This is a genomic window from Parabacteroides sp. AF17-28, from assembly GCF_003479205.1.
In the GTDB taxonomy this organism is placed as follows: Bacteria; Bacteroidota; Bacteroidia; order Bacteroidales; family Tannerellaceae; genus Parabacteroides; species Parabacteroides acidifaciens.
The window spans coordinates 1-20,110 of sequence record NZ_QUGV01000037.1 but is presented as its reverse complement, the minus strand read 5'-3'; the positions used below and the strand labels follow the sequence as shown (position 1 = coordinate 20,110).

The following is a 20,110-nucleotide window of genomic DNA, read 5'->3' as shown; positions in this document are numbered from 1 at the left end:
TTATGGATAAAAAGATTTCTGTTTCACAACTGAAAGAGGTAGCACAGGAGGCTTACGAACAGTATAAGAATAATACGGACGGTAAGAATGCCGATTATATCCCCTATCTGGCTAATATCGACAAGAATCTGTTCGGCATCAGTATCTGCCTGTTGGACGGCAAGACTATTACGCTGGGCGATTCTTCCTACCGTTTCGGTATCGAGTCTGTTTCGAAGGTGCATACCGCTATCCTGACATTGCGCCAGTACGGGGCGGAGAAGTTGTTAGAGATGATCGGGGCCGATGCAACCGGTCTGCCTTTCAACTCCATCATGGCGATCCTGCTTGAAAAGGATCACCCTTCTACTCCGTTAGTGAATGCCGGAGCGATCACGGCCTGCAGTATGGTACAGCCCATCGGCAATGCCGACGGGAAGTGGGAAGCGATCGTTTCCAACATCACCGACCTTTGCGGCAGTGCTCCGCAGCTGATAGACGAACTGTACAAGTCCGAGTCGGCTACCAATTTCAATAACCGTTCTATCGCCTGGTTGCTGAAGAACTACAACCGTATCTACGACGATCCGGATATGTCGCTCGATCTCTATACCCGCCAGTGTTCGTTAGGTATCACAGCCGAGCAGCTTTCCATCGCCGCAGCGACTGTTGCCAACGACGGGGTGAATCCGGTCACGAAGAAGGCTGTTTTCGACGCTTCTCTGTCCCCGAAGATCACTTCCCTGGTAGCGACCGTCGGTTTCTACGAACGTACGGGCGACTGGTTGTACACTTCCGGTATTCCTGCCAAGACAGGTGTCGGTGGCGGTGTGATGGGCATCATGCCCGGACACTTCGGTATCTCCGCCTTCGCTCCTCCTTTGGATGGCTCCGGCAACTCCGTAAAAGCGCAGTTGGCTATTAAGTACATAATGAATAAGCTGGGTCTTTCCATTTTTGGAAGCAGCCGGTTTACAATCACCGATTAAAACGGTTTATTCTTTTAGTTGACGAGCCTCCACGCCCCTACGTTGTAGGGAGACGGGAGGCTCGTTTTTTTATGTCTGTTTCGTCTCGGGTTTGTTTTGTTCGTAAAATGCCTCTTTTTTCTTGTTTGCAGCTTGTACCAGGCTTGTGACGTAGACGGTAAAGATCGGGAACATCATCATGCCGAGAGCGGCCAGCAGAACCGATAGAATGCGTCCTGTAGGCGTGATTGCAATGATATTGGAACCAACGGTTGTCACGTCCATGAAAGCCCACCAGAGGGCATCGCTGTAATCCCTGACTTCCGGGTTCACCTTATGTTCGAGGACGAAGAATATCAGGCTGGAAAAATAGACCATTGCCAACAACATCGTCAGATAAGAGACAAAAAGGCCGGAAGCCCGGTTGGAGGTTAGCCAGCCTACCACGATCGCCAATGCCCATCCACTGCGTACGAGTGGGATGAAACGCAGGAAATAGGTCACCTCCGCCGAAAAGGTGAAACCGTAATAATCGATAATGTTAAGATAGGGAATCGAAACAAGCAGGAAAATGATGTGGGTTTGCAGATAATGTAATTTATGTTTTGATAACAAAAACTCCAACACAAAATCGGCAATAAAGAACATGCAAATCCAGAACTGCGTTTTCAGGTAAGATGTTTGCGTGATGAACGGAATGTTGTTGAATGTGTCGATCGAAACATCAACGATAAGGAAAAGAGAAAGTAGTAATATCATTACATGGAGCACTCCGTAAATGCCCCGTTTTTCGTAGAAAAAGTCATTGAATGCAGTCTTCATTGTCTTGAATTATTACGTATTACCGAATGGAACAGCGTAGGTGCGGATTTTGTTTTTAACACTTATTCGTTAATTAACCAAGTTTGACATCCCGTTGACAAACTAACACAAAAAGGAGTTGTTATACTGTCAATACAAGCGAAACTAAACGAAACAAAATTCACATTTTAATAGTAAAATTCATGGCAAATATTGGAAAAGCAGTAAAACTTGGAGTCTTTACTCTTGCGATTATGAATGTTACGGCAGTCGTCTCACTTCGCGGACTGCCTGCTGAAGCTGTCTATGGACTGAGCTCAGCCTTTTATTATTTGTTTGCAGCGATCGTGTTCTTAATCCCTACCTCGTTGGTGGCGGCCGAGTTGGCAGCCATGTTCCAGGATAAGCAGGGTGGTGTGTTCCGATGGGTTGGCGAGGCCTACGGTAAAAAATGGGGTTTTCTGGCTATCTGGGTGCAGTGGATCGAAAGTACGATCTGGTATCCGACCGTGTTGACGTTCGGTGCCGTTTCCATTGCGTTTATCGGGATGAACGATGCACACGACATGGTGTTAGCTTCAAACAAAATGTACACCCTCGTGGTAGTGTTGATTATTTACTGGCTGGCTACTTTTATCTCTCTGAAGGGATTGAGCTGGGTTGGTAAAGTGGCGAAGGTGGGCGGTATCGTCGGAACGATTCTTCCGGCTGCCCTGCTGATTATTCTGGGAATTGTTTACCTGTGTATGGGTGGACAGTCCAATATGGATTTTCACGGTAATTTCTTCCCCGACTTTACGAAGTTCGACAACCTGGTGCTGGCATCCAGTATCTTCCTCTTTTATGCCGGTATGGAGATGGGCGGTATCCACGTGAAAGATGTGGAAAATCCGACCAAGAACTATCCGAAGGCGGTGTTTATCGGTGCGCTGATTACGGTTGTTATTTTCGTATTAGGAACTTTTGCTTTAGGTATTATCATTCCGGAAAAAGATATTAACCTGACGCAGAGTTTGCTGGTCGGTTTCGACAATTACTTCAAGTTTATCCATGCTTCCTGGTTGTCTCCGATTATCGCGATTGCATTGGCATTCGGCGTGCTGGCAGGTGTATTGACATGGGTTGCCGGTCCGTCAAAAGGTATCTTTGCCGTGGGAAAAGCCGGTTATCTGCCTCCGTTCTTCCAGAAAACAAACAAGCTGGGTGTACAGAAGAATATCCTGTTGATCCAGGGATTGGCTGTTACGCTTCTGAGCTTATTGTTCGTGGTGATGCCTTCCGTACAGAGTTTCTATCAGATCCTTTCTCAATTGACGGTGATCCTGTACCTGGTTATGTATCTGTTGATGTTCTCCGGTGCGATCGCACTACGCTACCGGATGAAGAAAGCCAATCGTCCGTTCCGTATCGGCAAACATGGTAATGGCCTGATGTGGTTTATCGGCGGTCTTGGTTTCTGCGGTTCATTGCTCGCTTTCATCCTGAGCTTTATCCCGCCCAGCCAGATTTCGACGGGTAACAATACCGTTTGGTTCTCTGTGCTGATTATCGGTGCCATCGTTGTGATAGCCGCTCCGTTTATCATCTACGCTTCCAAAAAACCGTCATGGGTCGATCCGAATACTGAGTTCGAACCGTTCCATTGGGAAGAAGACAAACAGGTTCAGGGTGCTTCCGCTCCAACAACAAGTAGCAGTACTACCACAGGAGGAACTTCCGGAAATGCGTAAATGCAAGAAGCTTCGGTTTACTTTTGTCAAGGTCTGAACCGATGTTATCTATTTAATTTGATGAAAACAGGGGCGCCTCCATTCCTGGAGGGCGTCCCTGTTGTTTAAAGACTAATACCTAATTATCCAATCTCTTTACCAACCGGTATTTTGTTCCAAACTCTTATTTAAATCGATTTCAGATCCTGGAATAGCCCATAAATTATACTTGGAATCGATTGTCTTTACGCCACCGACCAAACGTCCCATGATATCGGTTTGTTTCATTCCGTTTGTTTTTTCAACTAATTCTCCCCACCTCTGTAGGTCGAAGAAGCGAATCCCTTCAAGAGCAAATTCTACGGCTCTTTCATGTTTGATACGTTCGAATACTTGATCCTGTGTTGATGCTTGCAACCAGGCGGGGCCACTGTTCAATCCTGGCATATTCACGCGTGCACGTACTTGATTGATGTATGAAACGGCGGATGCCTGATCTCCGGTCTGATTATAGCATTCGGCTAACATCAGCAGTACATCGGCGTAACGTATTACCGGCCAGTTGACAGGCGAATGGGCGCGATCCGAAATCGTACCGCCCCAATCGTATTCCTGTACGAATTTGCGCCACAAATAAGTATCCTGATTGTATGCATTACGTACGTAGCCGTTACCTTCATACGAAAAGTAACCATCTTTTGCCAGAACCATTTCACAATCGATAGCCTCATTGTTTGCCCATCCACGATAGATTGTATAAGGCAGGATGACTGTTGCGTCCATACGCGGATCCCGTTTGGCATACATCGCTTTCAGTTTCTCTACTTCAGGCGGGTATGTGACCACTTTCTGGCCATTTTCGTCAAATATGCTCAAATAAAGATCTTCGTCACTGATATTTTTAAAGAAATTGTCCCGGTCATAGGGCTTGCCATCGGTACATTCATACATATTTACCAGTTCTTGTGATGCCACATTCGTATTAATACAACTGCCATACGATGCACGGTTACCCAGGAACTGAACGTTCAAGCCATAAGGCGTAGCGCTTCCACCCATATTTTCTACAGCAAAGATGATTTCCTTGCAGTTATCGGCTCCGTCTTCAAAACCGGCAGGACGGAATAAACTGGCGTAGCTGCTGTTCAGTATATATCCGTATCCGCCATTGACGACTTGTAAGAAGTCTGCTTTTGCTTTTTCATATTCTTTATTGTAAAGATATACTTTTCCGCGTAATGCATAAGCGGCTCCTTCAGAGGCTAATCCGACGGAATCACCTCTGGTTTTGGGTAAATTCTCGCAGGCATAAGCCAAATCGTCCAATACAAATTTACGTACCTCGTCTGCCGTATTGCGCGGTTTTTTCATTTCGGAGGCATCGCCTGTAAATGTTTCATCGTAGATAGGTACACCGCCGAAGTAATTCAATAAGTTATTATACAATAATGCGCGTAAAAAACGAGCTTCTGCTGTATATTGTATTCTTATTCCTTCGGATATGGTGCTATTCTCCAGATTGGCAATTATGTTGTTTGCCCTCGCTATACCCTCATACTGTCCTGTCCAGGCATCACTAAAAGAGCCGTAATAGGCGTTTGCGATTCCCATACCGACATTATACTTATCGTAGGCCGGCCACCAGCCATTAGTGCTCCAGCCTAAATCGGTCACTGATTCCAGCGAGTACAATCCATTATAGACTCCGGATGAGTTCAGCGACTGGTACACGCCAATCAAACTTTCGTAAGCTTTTTGGGGCTCATTGAAGTCGATGACAACTGCGTCTTGAGGCAATTGTTCCAAGTCATAGCAGCTCGTCATGGTCAACAAACTGCATGCACATATACCTAATAAATATCGTTTCATGTTTTTCATAATCCCTATTCTTAAAATTCAATATTAACACCTACCACTGCCTGACGCATGGTTGGATAAACCAAGTTCGCTGTTTCAGGATCGATACCTTTCCAACTTGTAAACGTGAAGAAGTTTTCCAACGATCCGTATAAACGGAGTTTCTCGACAAAGAACTTGTGAGTGAGAAGTTTCGGGAATGTATAACCCAGTTGGATATTGCGAATCTTTAAGAAATCGCGGTTCTGCATCCATATCGTGTTGTTGTTGTCGGTCGCAATGATGCCTTGTGATGACAGGCGTGGGTACTTGGAACTTGTCTGTCCTTCCCGCCATGCGTTCTCAACTACATATTTGGAGAGCTGGTGATCTTTGGAAACTGTGGTTGTGAAATAACCTTCATTGATATATCCTTGATAACCGAACGCACCGTCAAAGCTTATGGATAAGTCAATCCCTTTATAGGCTGCAAATAAGTTTAAGCCTAAGAAATCGGTTGGATTGGTATTACCTGTAACCGTGCGGTCTTCTGTATTGATCACACCGTCATGGTTGATGTCCTGGAACAACACGTCGCCTTTTTCCGGTATGCGTCCCAATGCTTCAAAAGCCTTTGGATTGGCTGCAACCATATCATTGACAATTTTCAAATCGGCATCGGTTGCAATTATCCTGTCGGCTTTATACATATACATATCTCCGATAGAACCTCCTTCTTTGATGTAATCATATCCGCTCAGTGAGTAATCATCTCCTTTGAACTTGTTGATCTTGTTTTTTACATGGGTGTAATTCAGTGTAACGCCGTAAGAGAAATCTCCCACATGGTCATTCCATCCTAAAGTGAATTCGATACCTTTATTGGAAACTTTGGCGGCATTGGTAGTTGGAGCTGAAGCATTACCATGTACACTCGGTATCGGAAGTTGGATCAAGATACCGCTTGTACGTTTGTCGAAATAATCAAATGTACCGGTTAATCGATTGTTCAGCACTCCGAAATCAAGACCGAAATCGGCCACTTTCGTCTTCTCCCATGTCAGATTCGGGTTTGCCAACGAAGTGATTGCCCAGCCTGTTTGGACTGTGTTTGCAATAATATACGTACGATTGGCATATGTGGAACGGGCGGCATAATTGCCAACAGAGTTGTTACCCAGTGAACCGTATGAACCGCGAACCTTTAGATTGCTGATCCATTCTATTTCTTTCATGAACGACTCTTCGCTGATTCTCCAAGCTGCAGAGAATGAAGGGAACCAACCCCAGCGGTCGTTTTTCAGGAAGCGTGAAGAACCGTCTGTACGTAAGTTAAATTCAAGCAAGTATTTGCTCTCCCAGTCCAAGTTGATGCGTCCGAAATATGAGCGCATGGCCCATACTTGTTTGTTTCCTGTTGCCGAAACCTCACCGTTTGCCCCGTTCAGTACGGAAAGACTTAAATCCAATAAATCTTTGCGTCCGTAATTTTCCCATTCTGTCGTATAGCGCTCCTGGCTTGTTCCTGCCATCACGCCGATACCGAATTTGTCTGAGAAGAAACGATGGTTGTAGTGGGCCACTAAATCCATATAGTTGCGTTCGTTACGGGTGGAAGACTGATTGATGTAGGATTGTCCTTTACCTTCAACTAAGATGGTATTGTTGGCAAAGTTCCAAAAATCATGGAATACAGGAATTTCTTTTGTGTTGTTTCCGGTATATTCATAAAGCATACTTCCCGTAATACTCAAGTCTTTGATTGGATTTACAGTTACAAAGAAACGGCCTTTACCGTTACGTGTGATGTTGTCTCCACGTTTCGAATATAAACTTGCAAGCATATTGTTACCAGATTCGGAAACATCGGCCTGGGGATCTTGCATTCCACCGAATTTACCGTCATGTCTCAAAATCATAGCAGGGGATGTCGCATAGGCCCAGCCGAAACTACCGGATCCCGGATCTGCTTTACCATAATAGCCACTGAAATTAATGCCCATCTTCAACCAATCTGTAATATTGGCTGTGATATTAGACAAGGCATGATAGCGTTGGTAACCGGCATTTTCCATGATACCCGGGTTACTGTAATATCCTAAAGAACCATAGAATTGTATAGCATTGCTTCCTCCTTGCATGGAAACGGTGTGATTGCTTCCTACGCCTGTCTGGAAGGCTTCATCCAACCAGTTTGTATTCGGGTATTTTAGCGGATTCTTTCCTGCGTCAGCGCGCCATTCCTGAATGGATGCTTCTGTATATGGCCCTGTGACGTCACTGTTTGTATAGCCTTCATTCATGTATTCCATGTAGTCGGCATAGTTACTAATCGGTTCCAGAATATTCTTCCGTGCGGTTTGGAAGGAAACATAACCGTTGTACGACAGTTTCATCCGGCCGGTATGTCCTGTTTTTGTAGTGACCAAGATAACGCCGTTAGCAGCCCGGGAGCCGTAGATGGCTGAGGATGCAGCGTCTTTTAGGATGGAAATATTCTCGACATTGTTGATATTGACGTCACTCAATGTACCTTCTACCCCATCAATGATGATTAACGGGCTCGAGTTGTTCAATGTCCCGACACCGCGTATCAGAATGTTGGCATTGTCATCACCCGGGCGGTTGTTGGAGGATGTCACCTGCAAACCGGCTGCAGCGCCTGCCAGTGCGTTCGACAGGTTCGTGATCGGACGGCTTTCCGCCATCTCGGAAACCTTAACGGAAGCTACGGAACCGGATAAATTAACTTTTTTCTGTGTACCGAAACCAACCACTACGACCTCTTCCAACGCCTGTGTATCTTCTTTCAGCTGGACGTCGAGTGTCGATTCGTTTCCTAATTTAATGCGGCGTGTCGCATATCCGATGTAGGAAATCTGGATGGTTTCACCTGGGGAGGCCGACAGGGAGAAATGGCCTGAACCGTCTGTGATCGTTCCGTTGCTTGTCCCTTCTACAGAGACGTTTACGCCGATCAGCGGCTCACCGTATTCGTCTGTGATCGTTCCGGTGATTCTTTTCGTCGTTTGCGTGATGATGGGATTTTCGGCTTTTTCCCCTTTCATCAGCATGATGTTATTCCCCTGCATGGCATAGACGATATCCGTGTTGTCGAATATGTTCTGAAGGACTTCTGCCACAGGTTTGTTTTCAGCTTTGACCGTAACCTTGCGATTCAGGTCCACTTCGTTCTTATTATAAATAAACAGGTAATCCGTCTGCTGTTCGATCTGGTTGATCAGCGCCTGGATTTTAATGTTTTCGCTATTGATGGAAACTTTGGCAACTTGCGAGCTGGCCTCCGTAGCGAATAGCCCCGTTATGAAAATGAAGAGAGATGCAAAGGTTATTTTCATAATGCGCAATATATGTTTATTAGTCAATTTTAATGGGATATAGAAATCCCTGTATAAATTATTTTTCATACATTTATAGCCTTGTATTAGTTAATACTTAAGATAATTAAAAGCGTGTCTGGTATTGACTTAGCCGGAGTGTGTTGGAAGCGCATTCCGGCTTTTTCGTGTTTTTTTACTTACTCCATAGGCAAAATAGATTTAAGATGTTAATGACTATTATTTATTTTATTATGATTGTACTTTCTTTATCGTCTTTTTTCTCATATTTGAACTTTGTCCGTAGTTGTAACGTTTTCAGGACATGTTCGACCCCGTCGCTGGTCCGGAATTTGCCGGTGTAGCGTTGGTTGAGTATCTTGGTGTTTTCAATGATAATATTGACATCAAAATAGAGTCGCAGTTTCTCGAACAGGTCACCGATGGTATTGTCGTCGAAGCAGATCAGCCCTTCTTTCCAAAGGAAATAATCATACTGGACGATAGGGGAGGTTTTTAACTGCCCGTGATCTGTGAAGGCCTTTTTGTTGGGTTCCAGCAGGATGCCTTCCTTATGGTTGGCCGATTCTATCCGGACGGAGCCTTTCAGCAAAGAGGTCTCGAATAGGACATTGCCTTTATAAGCGTTGACATTGAATTCCGTCCCTAAAACCTGTATGTCATATTGCTCTGTTTTCACGATAAACGTTTTGTTTTCGTTGTGGGTAACGTCGAAATAACCTTCGCCATCCAGTGTGACACTCCGGTTATTCCCGTCGAAATGGCTTGGAAAAGTAAGGGTTGTTCGGGCATTCAGCCATACTTTGGTACTGTCTGACAGCGTCAGTTCGGCACGCTGTCCGGCAGGGACGTAAATCGTTTGCATGATGGCTTCCTGTGGGACCGTTTCCGGTTCCGTTCTGCTATAATAGATGGACACAACTGAAAAAGCAATGGCAAATATGGCGGCGATTTTCAGCAATTCCCGGCCGGCAGACCATAAGGTCCATCGCTTCCGCCCCTTAGAAATCATTTCTAAGGCAACAGGAGCCGGCTCCTGTTGCCAGATTGTTATTGTGTGCAGTTTACGCAAGGCGAGATATTCTTTCATATTCTCCTTATCGGCATCTATCCAACGGACGACTGCCTCCTTTTCTTCGGGGCTGGCATCGCCAATAATGTATTTATATAATATCTCCTTATCCATAATTTCCTTTCCGGAGACCGCTTTTTTTCAGTCTCATATTTATAAAACGATTCAAAAGGGAATAACCCTAACCGAAAAATGAAATATTATTCGATCAAAAGTAAAAAGCATAAAATCGGCAGATAGTCTTTCAGGCTGATGCGTAACGGCTTGAGGGCTTTTGTGATGTGGTATTCTACTCCTTTTACGGTAATCCCCAATTCTTCGGCAATCTCTTTGTTCGATTTGTTCTGGAAACGGCTCATAACGAAGATACGGCGTGTCTGTTCCGGCAGAGTCGCTAATGTGTCTGCTATAATTTTTTTTACTTCTTCGGAGAATATCTCTTCGGGATCACACGCTTGCAAAGTGGATATGCGTATTTCCAATTCACGTTGGTTCAAGTTGCTCATCGAATGGATAGCTTCCGCTTTAATCGCCTCGTGTTTCAGATGGTCGAGCGATTTGTTTTTGAGGATTGTGAGCAACAGGGCATCTGCATGATCCGTATTTTCCTCTTTCAGGTTTTCCCATAGTTTGATGAGCGATTCGGAAACAATGTCTTCTGCAACGGATTCATCATGTACAAACGATTTTGTAAACAAGAAGGCTTTCCTGTAGTATCGCGTGTATAAGGCATTAAAACTATGGATATCCGTTTGCGACATTTTTATATGTATTTAGTACGCTCTTGGTCACAAATATAGATAAAAATATGAGATTGGGGATAGTTGCAAGATGAAAAGCGGCCCCGCCCTGGTTAAATTCGAATAAGGGAGTGTTGTTGGCGATAAGTTGAGAAGGGAGAAATGGGCGGGGCGCTGTTCATAAAGTTTGGTATTATACCAACTTTATACATAACCAAAACATAAAATAGAACTTACATTACAGAATTAATTTTATAGATTCTTTTCTATCGGAAGCCACTCGCTTGTGCTTACATTATCAAGTGTAATGGCCTTCCCGTTAAAAAAGAGATTGTATATATATCTTTGTCCTTTTTCCCACTTTGTTCCGGCAGGAATTTTGTATTTGAATGTTTTCCCGTTGATGGTGAAGAGCGCTTCCACGTCTCCGTCGGAACGGATGCGCGATGTCGGGATTACCATTAGTTGCAACGATTCTCCCGGTATCGTTTTCAGCATGTTCGGAGAGTCCAGCTTTAAACGGGTGGAAGCATTCGTGCCGGCGCATCCGCCGATATTTCCGGTTTTTATATTCATCATTCCTCTGAAACAAAGAGCTGTCCCGCCTGCTTTATTTCCGATCTGTATGGCGTTGAGCAGGAAACAGCCTTTCGCTTCCGGTGTAAGGCGTATTTGAAAACTCAAAAGCGAGAGCGTATGGTTCATATTGAGCAGTGCGACAGGCGAAACCTGGTTGACCGCTCGTTGGCCGCTGGCCTGGATCCCGTACATATAATCTTTTGTCAGGGAAGCATCCGCCGATATACGGACCGGAATGTTTTCCGGATCGAAGTTTACCTGCCACTGGTAGGGATAATAGGCATAGACCATGACCGGCTCTTCATGCAGATAGATTTCCGGAGACTGTTGCCAGCTTAGTTTATTATCCGTTAGACAGGCCTCTGCCCGTACATTTTTGTAATCGGGATTACTATCATATATGTTACCGGTATTTTCCGACACTACATGCAGCCCGATAACCGATCCTCCTGTAAATTCCTGTATGAAATTGGGAGACTTCGTTGTCAATACCTTCGTTATTATTGTCAAAGGCCGTTCCTTCATGCCTAAATTTTCAATGAGTACCGGATCGTAGTCGTTTGTACAACTAAAAATGACGGTCGTGAACATTATAAATAGTAGTAATTTATTCATTCTTTGTATTATTTTTGTGAAATGATTACAGTTGCAAAGATCGGTCGGTTTGGAGAAGTAGAGGGTGCATTCGGTATAAAACCACGATGAATTCATATAAAAGCATGGGGTGCAAATTGTCCACAGGCGTCAAATTGTCTACTTATAGTGCAAATCAACTATTTAATGCTTCAATTTGTTTACTTAAAAGGGAGATATATTATGTTGGATAAAATTCAGTTTTTACTAAGTCTACAGATCATCGGGTTCTGTGTTTTTGGCGGGACAACTCTTTTGCTCCGTGCAGGGGAAAACCGTGCAAAAAAGATACTGGGCTGGGGGATGTATTCGTGGGCTATCATGGCTGTCGTAAGACTGTCTGTCAATCTTTATCTCCATGAAGCGAAAGAGGCTTTTCATCCGGATGTATTGATAATAGGAGCTTTGGTTACGGCGACGTTAGCTTGCTACGTCATTGAAGTGCTGCGGCCGGGTTATCTGACTTGCCGGCGCTTTAGCTTATCTGGCTTACCGTTTGTCGGGAGGGGAAATCCATACGTATTATTCGCTGGAGGAAGTGTTCGAGTTCTTTAATATGGACGTTTTGCTCCGTATGACGGTCTTTGTTCTGACTTTGTTCTATATGGTGTTGCCTGTTTACCTGATAGCCCGGTATAGTAAAGACTTTAAGGTCTTTTTGGCTGAAAACGTATCCGATCCGGAGGAGTACGATCTGGACTGGCTGAAGAAAACGATGATAATTTTAATTGTTTTGTATGGTTTTTATCTTGTCCTATTGCTGACGGATATTCCGGTCATGTATGTGATCGATAAGACCGTACTGCTTTTTGCCTGGTATTATTTCTTCTATAAAGCATTATTCCTTAAAGTCGTTGTCTTGGATTATTCTTTTAAGGACGGGTGGGATTTGCCGAACCAGCAGGATGATGTGAATAATGACGATGACGACGAGCACGGAATCCTTAGCAAGCGCTATGCGGAAGAAGTAAATGCCTGGTTTGAGAAGGAAAAACCGTACCTCCGTGAAGATTTGCGCCTGACGGACTTGCAACGGGTTTTTCCGATCAGCCGTTCTTACCTTTCCCAACTGTTCAACCGTGAACTGGGACAATCGTTTTCCGATTATGTCAACCAGTTCCGGATCGAGGAAAGCAAGCGTTTGATGGATGCCGAACCCAACGCCAGCATACAGGAAATTGCCGAACGTTCGGGATTTCATTCGATCAGCACCTTCCGCCGGGCTTTCCAGAAGTGTACGGGCACGATTCCGTCGGACTATAGGAACAACAGATAAACAGATTGTGCAAATGATGTTAAATAGGCATCTAAAGTGAATAACGTATCCGATTAACCTCTACTTTTGTGTTGTAAAACATAATTATGAGACGCATAATAGATAAGTTTTGCATAAATCGTTTTTAAACAAGAAGAGAGAAGCTATGAAGAAGTTCTTTAGAAAGTGCCTCAGATGCCTTGAGATATTAGGTGAATATGGAATGCAGAAATATGGTGTGAAGTAATTATGCCGGTGTCGGCTAAGATACGCTGTGAAGCGTTTGCTAACGCAGTGTTTCATGGGGCTGTGGTGCCGTAAAGGAAGGAACAAGCCGGCATATAGAGTGGTTTATGTGGGATGTCCGGTGTCTTTATACCCATCCGCTATTCATGTCACAGCTGTGAAACAGAAAGATTACAATTGTAACACAGAAGGAATTCAACTGTGACATGAAAGGAGCACGGAAGTGACATGTAATAGGAGACGGGTATTTGACAAATAAATCCGGTGAATTTCCTATCAGGGCTTATTCAGACGGTAGCTGACGAATGCGACGTGCTTGCTGTCCGGTGCCCATGAGTTGACGTTGATCGTTCCCTGTCCGCCGAATAGTTTGACCAGCGTTTTCGGTTCTCCTCCGGTAGCAGGCATAATCCTAAGCTCTACGTTTTTATTGGGAAGGTGTTGACCCGGTTCCAGGTCTCCTTTATAATAAGTGATGAAAATGATGGATTTACCGTCGGGCGAGACGTGCGGGAACCAGGAATTACGTGTCTCGTCGAATGTCATCTGGGTTTGTTCGGAACCATCTTTTTTCATTCTCCATACTTGCATCAGGCCGGTACGGACAGAATTGAACCAGATATATTCTCCGCAGGGAGAGTATTCGGGTCCATCGTCCAGCCCTTCGGCTGTTGTGAGACGGATTTCTTCCCCACCTTCTGCCGGGATTACATATACGTCGAAATTACCGTTCCGTTCGGCACAGTAGGCGAGTTGTTTCCCGTCCGGGCTCCATCCGTGCAGGTAGCTGGGCCCCAGAGGAGTGATCAGGCGCGGCGTTCCTCCCTGTATCGGAAGGGTGTAGACACGCGATTTACCGTCTTCTTTTGTCCCGTTACTGATGGCTATCTGGCTGCCGTCGGCGGCTATGACGTGGTCGTTGTTGCAACGGGCAGCAAAGCCGGTATTGATCATTTCCGGTTCACCGGGCGAATCGGGTGAGAGCTTGTAGAGCTTACCTCCGCTATTATACACGAGCCACTGGCCGTCGGGCGTCCAGTTCGGGGCTTCGATGCGATAAGGAAATTCTTTGACTACGGTGCGGTTACCGTTTGTTACGTCCAGCACTTCCAGTATGCTGGTTACGTCGCGTTGCTGGGCGGAAGCCAATGAGGCACAAGCCGCTAAAAGAATAATGCAATAGATTTTCATATGTTTGAGAATTAATAAAACGCTGAAAGATAGTAAAATTAAATGGGACGGTAATAGCCATAAGAGATTAATTCTTCTTTTTCATGGATTTCTTTCAGGTAGCATTCGTCCAGGAGGAAGATACGGTTTACGATTTTGTGTACTTCACGGAAATTGTGGTCTGTCAGTATTATGCCCCTTGTCCGTGCACTTTCTGCAATATGCATACGTATTTCTTCGGCCGCAATGGGGGAAAGGCCGTTGAACGGTTCGTCCAACAGGATATAAGGAGCTTTGCTGTATAGAATGAGTTTGATTTCCAGATAACGCAGTTCGCCTCCCGAAAGATGGGCGATCCGGTTGTGCCGGGCTTTGAACAGGAAGCGGTCGCCAAGAAATTGGTTTCGCCGTTCTTTAGGGATATAAAGTTCGACAGCCTGGGTGACGGTCAGGTAAGAAGGGATAAAGTCGTGTTGGGGCAGATAGGCCACCAGACCGGTACGAAAGGCGGCTCCTTTGATCACTTTCCCGTTGATACGGATAAAACTACGGTCGCCTTTCAGTGTCCCGAAGATAATATTCAGCAGGGTTGATTTCCCGCATCCGTTATGTCCGAACAGGGCAATGATGTCTCCCGGACGGCAACAGAGGTAGACGTCCGACAGTACAGTCTTCTCCTTAAAGCTCTTTACGACACTGTCGACCTCCAGACAAGTACACATAAGCGGATGATTTGATACAGGATTATACATGACAGGGCATAAATCGCAAACGTAGCAGTCAGAAGTTCCGCCTTGCAGATGCCTTGATTATAGAAAAAGAAGTATTCTTCCTTGCGTGTCAGCTCTTTATAGAGTAAGTCCATTCCCAGCCCGAAAGTCGGAATAAACAACAGTGCGCTGCTGACGAAATCGTCTGTCAGGGAGGCAAAAAGCGCTCCACAAACAATACTGATCAGCAGCGTGTTGCGAAAGAAGGCGAGGTAGAGGCGGAAGCGGGTCATTTTGGCAGAGATTCTACCACTTATTATACAAGACTACCTCGCGTGAACGGCGGACGCTCATAGTTGGGAACCAGATGTCGTCTGCTGTCAAGCCGCATTCTTCGACTGCTTGCAGGCAATATTCCAGTTTGCCGAAATTGGCATCTACATTATTCGTGCCGAAGGTGAATTTGATTCCGCGTTCTTTTGCTTTGCGGATGATATCGAAACTCGGAATCTTGTAGCGTGCATTGATTTCGAGCGCTATGTTATATTTTACCAATACGTCCAATACACGGTTAACACGTTCGTCTGTCCAGTATTTTGCATATTCGGCATTCAGCTCTTCCGGCAGGAAAGTCGGATTGGCATAGATGTCGGCCGGCTCGTTGGTGAGTATCTTTACTGTCTGATCGACCAAATGATCCATATATTGCTCTTTCGTTACACCGTCGTAGTGTACCTCTTCCGGGCGGTAGATTCGTGACAGACGGCCTTTATGATCCACAATGGTCATGCCATCGGTGAAAAGGTAGTCGAATACGCCTAACGCTTCTTGTGAGAAGGTGGCTGTCCATTTGCGGCCTTCGCCCTGTACACCGCGCATGAAAGGCATGTCTTTTACTTCGTTGAAGTATTCGTACACCTCTTTATCATCGGCAAGCATACGTCCGACGCCTCCTTCACCGGCGTTGGGAGCTACTCCGTAGTTGATACCGTAGTTCATCGACATGGCGTGTGCCATCTCTTTCGTAAGGCCGCCTTTCAGGTGCACATGGTAATCTATCACGGGGAAATTACGCTGTTGGAAGCGGATTACGGCATCGTTTTGTTCGTCTATCCGGGGCATGGTGTCGGATTCGTTCACTGCATCCTGCTTCAGACGCGTCATCTGGAGATTGCGGAAGGTCACGTCTCCGTTTACACCCATCAATGCGATAGAGCCACGACTGAGGAGGTGTCCGGCATATTCTTTTGTCCGGTAGGGGTGCTCGGGCTCGGTATAACATATGACTGCCGTGTCATTTATGGCAACCGATATATTATGTCCGCGTACGGCAATTTCGAAATCAAACCATTTCCCGTCTTCTGCCAGGGAACGATAGAGATTGCGCACGGATGCGAGGCTTCCACTTTTACGTGTACCGTCGATAGGTCCGTTGCGGAACATCACTTCATAGCCTGACTTTCCATCGGTATGGAATAGTAAGGCTGCTTCCGCATTGTCACTGGTGAGAGCCTGCCCTGTGAGCACAAAGTTTTCATACTCGCCCTCGGCGAACCAGGTCGATCCGGGTTTCACAGTTATTTCATTGCCGGAAGTAGTCCCCATTTCGGGACTACTGAAGCGGTTTAGTGGTTCTGCAACATTGTATCGCACACAACCGGCGAATACCCAAATGCTTATCAAAGCTGTTGCTAATACTGTACTGGTCTTTTTTGTCATAATGTATCTTGTTTTGAGAATTATACGTTGAAGCGGAAGTGCATGATATCGCCGTCTTGTACGATATATTCTTTTCCTTCCACGCTCATCTTCCCGGCTTCCTTAACGGCAGATTCCGAGCCGTAAGAGATATAGTCGTCATACTTGATTACTTCGGCACGGATAAAGCCTTTTTCGAAGTCAGTATGGATCACACCGGCGCATTGCGGAGCTTTCCAGCCTTTATGGAATGTCCAGGCACGGCATTCGTCAGGACCGGCAGTCAGGAATGTTTGCAGGTTCAGCAGTTTGTATGCGGACTTGATCAGACGGGCAACACCGGATTCTTCCAAGCCGATTTCTTGAAGGAACATCTGGCGCTCTTCATATGTCTCGAATTCGGCGATTTCGCTTTCGATCTTGGCTGCAACGATCAGGATTTCCGCATCCTCGTCTTTGACGGCTTCGCGGACGGCTTCCACATATTTATTGCCGTTCACGGCGCTGGCTTCGTCGACGTTGCAGACATACATGACCGGTTTGTCGGTCAACAGGAACAGGTCGTGTGCAATTTTCTGTTCGTCTTTCGTCTCAAAAGAAACAGTGCGGGCACTTTTTCCCTGCTCCAATGCTTCTTTGTATTTGCAAAGTACTTCGTAAGCGATTTTTGCCTGTTTGTCACCGCCTGTCTGTGCCTGTTTCTGCACTTTGGCGATACGGCTGTCGATGGTTTCCAAGTCCTTGATCTGCAACTCGGCATCGATAATCTCCTTATCGCGGACCGGGTCTACACGCCCGTCTACGTGGACGATGTTATCGTCGTCGAAGCAGCGCAATACATGCAGGATTGCATCCGTTTCACGGATATTGGCAAGGAACTTGTTGCCCAGGCCTTCCCCTTTGCTGGCTCCTTTAACGAGACCGGCGATATCTACGATTTCCACCGTTGTGGGAATCACGCGCTGGGGGTGTTCGATCTCAGCCAGTTTATTCAATCGTTCGTCCGGTACGGTGATAACGCCGACATTCGGTTCTATCGTACAAAACGGGAAGTTTGCAGACTGTGCTTTTGCATTCGATAAGCAGTTGAAAAGAGTGGACTTTCCTACGTTCGGAAGTCCTACGATGCCACATTGTAAAGCCATAAATAATATCTTGTTTTATTATCAATTCGTTGTATGATTGCCTAATGCCGTCATTCATTGGCAATTTCAACTTGCAAAGATAACGTTTACTAATCGAATTTACTTCAATTCTCTTAAACAAATGTACTAATCAGGAAAGGCTATTGCTCTCTTTTAAGAAATATGAGCCAATGCGGGGATGTGCCAATATGTCAATGATAAGAAAAACAGAACTGTGTCTAATTATTTAAACAGCTTTTTTATGTCCATCGAAAAGAAGTCCTCGGCACTAACCCCCCCATCACCGATAATGAATGACGATTGAGGATTAAAGAGTTGTCTGAATTTCTCCAACCCTTCCGTTCTTTTTTCCGCATTACTCTTGACTTCAATTGCTACCACTGAACCTTTTTTACGGAGAACGAAATCTACCTCATCATTGCGTTCACGCCAATAGAACACCTCAAAACGATGGGTAAATGCTTGGCTGACAATATAAGCTCCTATACCTGATTCAAAGATATGCCCCCACGCTTTACGATCAAGAATGGCTTGTTCAAAAGTAAATGGGCTATACACCATCTTTAATGCGTTGTTGTAAACTTGCAATTTGGGAATACTCGCTTTTCGTCTTGCCGTATCGATGCTGAATTTCTGAAGTCCACAAAGCAATCCGCTTTCATTCAATAAATTGATATATCCGGCCAATGTTGCCGTGTTACCTGCATCTTGCAGCGAACCTAACATCTTATTCAAAGAGAGTAGTCCTCCAGAATAAGCCGCTCCCAATTCGAATGTTTGACGAAGTAAAGCCGGTTTACTTATAGGAGTGTCCATTAAAATATCCTTATTGATAGTAGCCTCGATAATGGATGATTGGATATATTGTTGAAAACGGTCATCGTCATCAATCAGAGATGCCGCACCGGGATAACCACCGTAGAACAGATATTGATCGAGTGAGAAACCGAAGCATTCTTTCATTTCCAGATAGCTCCAGTGGCTCATACGGATCTCTTCGAATCTCCCTGCTAATGATTCGGACAAACCTTTTTCCAACAATACACGACTGCTACCCAGAAGTAGTACCTTGATGTCGCGGTCGTGGAATGTGTCATCATCCCACTCTTTCTTCACCACTTCGCTCCAATTGGCAATCTTCTGAATCTCATCAATGATAAGAATAATACTTTCCAGTTCTTTGCTCTCTTTCAAACTGCGAACTGCTGCCCAACAATTGGAAATCCAGGCACTGTTTGTAGCCGGAACATTGTCGGCAGAAAACAACTGATAGGGAGCGTCCAAGTCTTTAAGCACTTGTTTGACAACCGTTGATTTACCTATCTGGCGAGCACCCATCACGACCTGAATGAATTTTCTTTGCTCTTGAAGTCGGTTCTTAATTAATTGATATTCTGTTCTTTTATACATGTTGTTACATTTTACGCAGTGTAATGCGTATTTTTACGCAATACAAATATAATAAATACATCTGAGTTATAACAACGTATTTATGAAGAAAAACAGAACCTCTGTATTATGGTTCAATACTCGCAAATTTTGAACCTTCTGCAAACAGAAAAATAGACAATAACCCCCCTTTTCGACCGTTTTTCTATTTCGTCCGAAATTCTGATCCATTTTGGATTGACTCTTTTTACGATTTCGGCCTTTTTGTCTGACAACAGATAAAGTGAGGTGCGCAGCCCATTCCGAAAAGCGTGCAATTTGATTACCGAAAACCGGAAACGCCGGCAAAGTGATAAACCTTAACTCCCGGAGAATCGAATATTTGAAAATAAAACGGACGGCGTCCCAAATATTCCAAGGAAATTCAGGTGCTTTTTTGCCCTTATGGCGGTTCTCTTTTCAATTACGACCGTCCAAATTGCCATTACGACCGTGCTAATCTTCGCGAGGTGCCGAGTGCACTACACATTAGCACGGTCATAATGGCAAAGAGGACGGTCGTAATTGCTGGAAACGCTCAAAAAAGGCGAAAAAGTCCCTTTTTGAGGTCGAAAAAGCGGATTAACATTTGTTTTGTTTCGGATGTTTTTTGAGCCCGAAAAAAACGTTTTATACAATAAGCCCCCCCCGGATAATTGAAAGTTAAGAGTTGAAAGTTGAAAGTTGGACGGGGTCGTATTGGCTCACCCGATATTTCTTGGGGGGTAGCTCTTTTACATTTTCCTTACAATGCTTACATTTGTCTCATGACAGATCCGACA

At 45.1% G+C, this 20,110-nt stretch carries 14 protein-coding genes and 1 pseudogene; 3 read left to right on the top strand and 12 right to left on the bottom strand.

Annotated features, from left to right (window positions below):
* Positions 1-2 precede the first annotated feature (2 nt).
* A complete protein-coding gene (gene glsA, locus DWW90_RS19020; protein ID WP_115501054.1) occupies positions 3-968 on the top strand; it encodes a glutaminase A in 966 nt (321 codons plus the stop codon).
* Positions 969-1,037: 69 nt separating this feature from the next.
* Here glsA and DWW90_RS19015 read toward each other — a convergent pair whose 3' ends face one another.
* The gene (locus DWW90_RS19015) at positions 1,038-1,769 is read right to left on the bottom strand and encodes a potassium channel family protein (RefSeq protein ID WP_115501055.1); all 732 of its coding nucleotides are present in this window, start codon (positions 1,767-1,769) and stop codon (positions 1,038-1,040) included.
* Positions 1,770-1,951: 182 nt separating this feature from the next.
* Here DWW90_RS19015 and gadC point away from each other — a divergent pair, with 182 nt between their 5' ends.
* Positions 1,952-3,478, top strand: coding sequence for a putative glutamine/gamma-aminobutyrate antiporter GadC (gadC, locus tag DWW90_RS19010; protein WP_122346110.1), 1,527 nt, complete (start codon positions 1,952-1,954; stop codon positions 3,476-3,478).
* 135 nt (positions 3,479-3,613) lie between these two features.
* Here the strand turns inward: gadC and DWW90_RS19005 are convergent, their stop codons facing one another.
* The 5 genes from DWW90_RS19005 to DWW90_RS18985 all read right to left on the bottom strand — a co-directional run bounded on the left by DWW90_RS19005 (position 3,614) and on the right by DWW90_RS18985 (position 11,658).
* Complete coding sequence (locus tag DWW90_RS19005) at positions 3,614-5,335, bottom strand: RagB/SusD family nutrient uptake outer membrane protein (RefSeq protein ID WP_122346109.1); 1,722 nt, start codon at positions 5,333-5,335, stop codon at positions 3,614-3,616.
* 11 nt (positions 5,336-5,346) lie between these two features.
* A complete protein-coding gene (locus DWW90_RS19000) occupies positions 5,347-8,652 on the bottom strand; it encodes a TonB-dependent receptor (protein WP_233547827.1) in 3,306 nt (1,101 codons plus the stop codon).
* 223 nt (positions 8,653-8,875) lie between these two features.
* Positions 8,876-9,838 (bottom strand): FecR family protein, encoded by a 963-nt coding sequence (locus DWW90_RS18995; RefSeq protein WP_122346107.1) that lies wholly within the window; start codon positions 9,836-9,838, stop codon positions 8,876-8,878.
* Between the two features lie 86 nt (positions 9,839-9,924).
* The gene (locus DWW90_RS18990) at positions 9,925-10,485 is read right to left on the bottom strand and encodes an RNA polymerase sigma-70 factor (RefSeq protein ID WP_122346106.1); all 561 of its coding nucleotides are present in this window, start codon (positions 10,483-10,485) and stop codon (positions 9,925-9,927) included.
* Between the two features lie 231 nt (positions 10,486-10,716).
* The gene (locus DWW90_RS18985; protein WP_167451724.1) at positions 10,717-11,658 is read right to left on the bottom strand and encodes a fimbrillin family protein; all 942 of its coding nucleotides are present in this window, start codon (positions 11,656-11,658) and stop codon (positions 10,717-10,719) included.
* Between the two features lie 201 nt (positions 11,659-11,859).
* Between DWW90_RS18985 and DWW90_RS18980 the strand changes: the two are divergent.
* Positions 11,860-12,952: pseudogene (locus tag DWW90_RS18980) on the top strand (helix-turn-helix transcriptional regulator).
* Between the two features lie 501 nt (positions 12,953-13,453).
* On the opposite strand, the gene DWW90_RS18975 reads toward DWW90_RS18980, so the two are convergent.
* The 6 genes from DWW90_RS18975 to DWW90_RS18950 form a co-directional block, all read right to left on the bottom strand.
* Positions 13,454-14,368 carry a TolB family protein gene (locus DWW90_RS18975; RefSeq protein ID WP_122346105.1) on the bottom strand — a complete coding sequence of 305 codons (915 nt, stop codon included), beginning with the start codon at positions 14,366-14,368 and terminating at the stop codon, positions 13,454-13,456.
* A 38-nt stretch (positions 14,369-14,406) separates the two neighbouring features.
* Entirely contained in the window at positions 14,407-15,069 is a 663-nt protein-coding gene (locus DWW90_RS18970; protein WP_122332187.1) for an ATP-binding cassette domain-containing protein, read from the bottom strand.
* Positions 15,036-15,350: a hypothetical protein gene (locus DWW90_RS18965; protein WP_122346104.1), complete on the bottom strand. Its 315-nt coding sequence runs from the start codon at positions 15,348-15,350 to the stop codon at positions 15,036-15,038. The genes DWW90_RS18970 and DWW90_RS18965 overlap by 34 nt, the downstream gene beginning before the upstream one ends.
* A gap of 13 nt (positions 15,351-15,363) precedes the next feature.
* Positions 15,364-16,776, bottom strand: a complete 1,413-nt coding sequence (locus DWW90_RS18960) for a family 16 glycoside hydrolase (protein WP_122346103.1) — start codon at positions 16,774-16,776, stop codon at positions 15,364-15,366.
* A 20-nt stretch (positions 16,777-16,796) separates the two neighbouring features.
* The gene (gene ychF, locus DWW90_RS18955) at positions 16,797-17,900 is read right to left on the bottom strand and encodes a redox-regulated ATPase YchF (RefSeq protein WP_122346102.1); all 1,104 of its coding nucleotides are present in this window, start codon (positions 17,898-17,900) and stop codon (positions 16,797-16,799) included.
* Between the two features lie 222 nt (positions 17,901-18,122).
* Positions 18,123-19,310 (bottom strand): ATP-binding protein, encoded by a 1,188-nt coding sequence (locus DWW90_RS18950; RefSeq protein ID WP_122346101.1) that lies wholly within the window; start codon positions 19,308-19,310, stop codon positions 18,123-18,125.
* Positions 19,311-20,110 lie beyond the last annotated feature (800 nt).

Coding starts and splice junctions, on each gene's coding strand:
- gadC (WP_122346110.1), top strand. CDS start 1,952: ATGGCAAATATTGGAAAAGCAGTAAAACTTGGAGTCTTTACTCTTGCG.
- DWW90_RS18990 (WP_122346106.1), bottom strand. CDS start 10,485: ATGTCGCAAACGGATATCCATAGTTTTAATGCCTTATACACGCGATAC.
- DWW90_RS19000 (WP_233547827.1), bottom strand. CDS start 8,652: ATGAAAATAACCTTTGCATCTCTCTTCATTTTCATAACGGGGCTATTC.
- DWW90_RS18995 (WP_122346107.1), bottom strand. CDS start 9,838: ATGGATAAGGAGATATTATATAAATACATTATTGGCGATGCCAGCCCC.
- DWW90_RS18975 (WP_122346105.1), bottom strand. CDS start 14,368: ATGAAAATCTATTGCATTATTCTTTTAGCGGCTTGTGCCTCATTGGCT.
- DWW90_RS18960 (WP_122346103.1), bottom strand. CDS start 16,776: ATGACAAAAAAGACCAGTACAGTATTAGCAACAGCTTTGATAAGCATT.
- ychF (WP_122346102.1), bottom strand. CDS start 17,900: ATGGCTTTACAATGTGGCATCGTAGGACTTCCGAACGTAGGAAAGTCC.
- DWW90_RS18965 (WP_122346104.1), bottom strand. CDS start 15,350: ATGACCCGCTTCCGCCTCTACCTCGCCTTCTTTCGCAACACGCTGCTG.
- glsA (WP_115501054.1), top strand. CDS start 3: ATGGATAAAAAGATTTCTGTTTCACAACTGAAAGAGGTAGCACAGGAG.
- DWW90_RS18970 (WP_122332187.1), bottom strand. CDS start 15,069: ATGTGTACTTGTCTGGAGGTCGACAGTGTCGTAAAGAGCTTTAAGGAG.
- DWW90_RS19015 (WP_115501055.1), bottom strand. CDS start 1,769: ATGAAGACTGCATTCAATGACTTTTTCTACGAAAAACGGGGCATTTAC.
- DWW90_RS19005 (WP_122346109.1), bottom strand. CDS start 5,335: ATGAAAAACATGAAACGATATTTATTAGGTATATGTGCATGCAGTTTG.
- DWW90_RS18950 (WP_122346101.1), bottom strand. CDS start 19,310: ATGTATAAAAGAACAGAATATCAATTAATTAAGAACCGACTTCAAGAG.
- DWW90_RS18985 (WP_167451724.1), bottom strand. CDS start 11,658: ATGAATAAATTACTACTATTTATAATGTTCACGACCGTCATTTTTAGT.